This is a genomic window from Thermoflexus sp. (assembly GCF_034432235.1).
Lineage (GTDB): Bacteria > Chloroflexota > Anaerolineae > Thermoflexales > Thermoflexaceae > Thermoflexus.
In genome coordinates this window covers 1-2,983 of the sequence record NZ_DAOUCJ010000103.1, presented here as the reverse complement: position 1 = coordinate 2,983, position 2,983 = coordinate 1, and the positions used below count along the sequence as shown (strand labels likewise).

Below are 2,983 nucleotides of genomic sequence, written 5' to 3'. Positions count from 1 at the left end.
GGGAGCGGGTGCGGGTCTTCACGGGCCTGGCGATGCGGGCGCGTCTTGTGCGGGTCTTAGGCCCGGCGCGAGCCCTGCGGGTGGCCCAGGCCGTGGCCCGGCACGGCGGGCCGGTGCTGGGCGTGGATTGGGGGAGGCGCGATTTCCTGCGCCGGGCTGGAGGAGCCCTCGCGGGATGGTTCGTCCTCCGGAGTTGGAAAGTCGATCAAATCCCATCGGCTCAAACTAAAACCAACGGGGATCCCTGAATCACCCCAGCTCGAGCCCCCCAACCTGCTGCCCTATGCTGGTATTCCTGGAACGGTCGTGGTTCCTATCAAAGCGCCTGCACCGGCTGTGGGAAATGCGGGACCTGGAACAACGGCGCTTACCAGGCCACCTGGCCGATCGTGACCACCTATTCTTTATGTGACTACAGCGGCTGTGGGCAAAGCTTACTGGCCCGCCAGTGCGGTTCCACGATGTATATCACGAATCGATGCAATGGGGCCAGTATCGGTGTCACCGTAGCCGATTGTGGGCCGAATATGCGCAGTTATTGCTCCACGCCCGAGCGTTGTCCCCCCGGAGGTATAGTAGGCTATGAGCCGGCGATCACCGATCTCACCCCCGGCGTTTTCCGCCATCGCGGATCTGGCTCTCGGAACCATCCCGGTCACGGTTCGCTTCCAGGCTGAATGCGCCAGCGGGGTTCGTTCGTCCACGGAAGCTCCCCTCATCGAACCTCTCGCTCCTGCAGATCTGTTCGTCCAGGGATATGTGCGAGAGCGGACCCAGGAAGGGTGGCGCATTGAGAACGGAAAAACTTCTTGGATTCTGCATATAGATTCGAGCACATCTGTGTGGAAAGGAGTGGAGGGGGGTGAAGAGCTGCTGGAGCCCGGGGACTTCCTGTTCGGTCGCGGATGGCGGATCTCCGAGCATCGGCTGCGCGCCACTCGGATATGGCTGAACATCGTCAACCTTTACGGCTTGGTGCTTTCCTGCACCCCGTGGACCATCCAGTTGCAGTCCGCGGACGGTCATCGCTTGCTCGTTACAATGGATGAGAAGACGCTTCTTGATGAGGAACCTCTTCGCATGCCTCGATGCCTTCCACCCGGTTCATGGATTCAGGTCGTGGGGGTACAGCGAGGCTCTCAGCACATCCAGGCTACACGCCTTTGGAGCCTTCAACTTCCGCAGAAGGAGGGATGATCATGAAGCGCATCCGGGGGCTTTGGAAATGGATGGTCCTGGTGGGGCTCTTGGGGAGCTTGGCCAGCTGCGGACAGCCGGAGGGGGCACCGATGGGGCCCACCGGGACGCCCGTTCCACCTTCTCGCCTCCCTTCTCCTCCCGCTTCGCCTACCTCCACTCCTGCTCCCACTCTTCCTTCCACGCCCATCGCGCCCTGTGCGACCGCTCCCATGGGACGGCTCGCCTTCCTGCGAGATGGAGCAGTGGGCTGGAAAGATCTGCCGGGCGGGGAGGAGCGGTGGCGAACGCCTGCGGAAGGCTATACCCGTCTCGCGCTTTCTCCAGACGGCGCGTGGGTTCTGGCCTGGAAAGGGGAATCCGCGGCGGTCGTGCTGGAGATGACAGGAACCGCCACCCTTTCCCTTCCGGAAGGAATCCAAGCGGCCGTGTGGGCGCCTTCCGGGGCGACCCTCGCCTACGCGGATGCCCAAGGGATCTGGATCCTGGAGCCCGCCTCGGGATCCCGGCGGCCGATGTGGACCTGGGAGAAGGGGATGCATCTGGACCCCGGTGCCCCGGTGGGGCTGGCGTGGTCGCCAGATGGAACCCGCCTCGCCTTTTCCTATGAGCGGATCGGATCTTCCCCGGGCCAGATCGTCGAGCAAGGCCTGGCCTGGGTGGATCGCTCGGGGAATCTGCGCCGGGTTTGGTCTTTTCCGAACGGGGCGCAGGAACAGGCGTGGCTGGCCGGATGGTCCGGGGACGGGCGGTGGCTGCTGTTCTGGCACGGCCTCCACCGTTCGATGTCTCTGGCCGCAGACGGCCTGGAGTTGCTGGCCATATCTGCGACGGGAGGCACCTCGCCCCAGGAGGTTGCGAATCCCGTTCTACCCTGGCCGGGGGCGGTGGCCCCACAGCCTGGCACCTCCGTGGTGGTCGTGATGGCGGGTGGCGGTCGGGAGATGTGGCACAATAAAACCTTAATTAAGGTGGATCTGGCGACAGGTGAACAGCATGCCCTTCTCCCCTCCGGCTGGGTGGGATTCGCTCCCCGGTGGTCTCCCGACGGCCACCGCCTGGCGTTCGTAGCCGCGCCGGACGCGGGGGAGGCGGGGGATCCTGGTGCTTTGGCCCAACGCCGCATCGCGATCCTGGACCCGGAGGATGAGTCGCCGCGGATTCTGTCGGCCCCGTATGAGATGCGCATGGAGGGGCCAGTCTGGGCGGATTCGGGACGGTTCGTGCTGGGCATAGGCCTCCAGGGGGAGCAAGTCGCCCTCTGGCTGCTGGCGGCCGATGGCTCCTGTAGGATGCCGGTGGTGGAACGGTTGACGCCTCCCCAGATGGTGGCCGGGGCTCCCGCCCTGTTGGGCTTTTATGGCCGTATTGATTGGGATTGGATCTTTGATTTCCGCTTTAGGGATTGACAACCTGATTTTCAGGCCCTACCATGCAGCGGTTCACGAGGGATCCGGGATCGCCGGACCGAATGCAGGAGGTGGGACCATGACCGAACGATGGCTGCCGTAGGATTCGGGCTCATCCCGGCTGGCGCTGGGGGCCGATGCTCGTCGAGATCGAAGGGGAGCGGGTGCGGGTCTTCGCGGGCCTTGGGATGCGGGCGCGCCTCGTGCAGGTCTTGGGCCCGGTGCGGGCGTTGCGGGTGGCCCAGGCCGTGGCCCGGCACGGCGGGCCGGTGCGGGGCGTGGATTGGGGGAGGCGACGGTTCTTAAACATAGCCTTCGTTTTTGCAGTAATATTGCTACTTTTCCGCATTCAATCAGCTCGAATTAACACTAATTCC

General features: G+C 64.1%; 3 protein-coding genes. All 3 read left to right on the top strand.

Annotated elements, in window-relative coordinates; all coding sequences use genetic code 11:
• The coding region (locus tag VAE54_RS12140) for a hypothetical protein (protein ID WP_322802234.1) at positions 1–248 on the top strand (248 nt) is incomplete at its 5' end.
• A 951-nt stretch (positions 249–1,199) separates the two neighbouring features.
• Positions 1,200–2,606, top strand: a complete 1,407-nt coding sequence (locus tag VAE54_RS12135) for a hypothetical protein (RefSeq protein ID WP_322802233.1) — start codon at positions 1,200–1,202, stop codon at positions 2,604–2,606.
• A gap of 137 nt (positions 2,607–2,743) precedes the next feature.
• Positions 2,744–2,983 (top strand): hypothetical protein (locus VAE54_RS12130; RefSeq protein ID WP_322802232.1); only part of this gene is annotated, 240 nt, incomplete at its 3' end.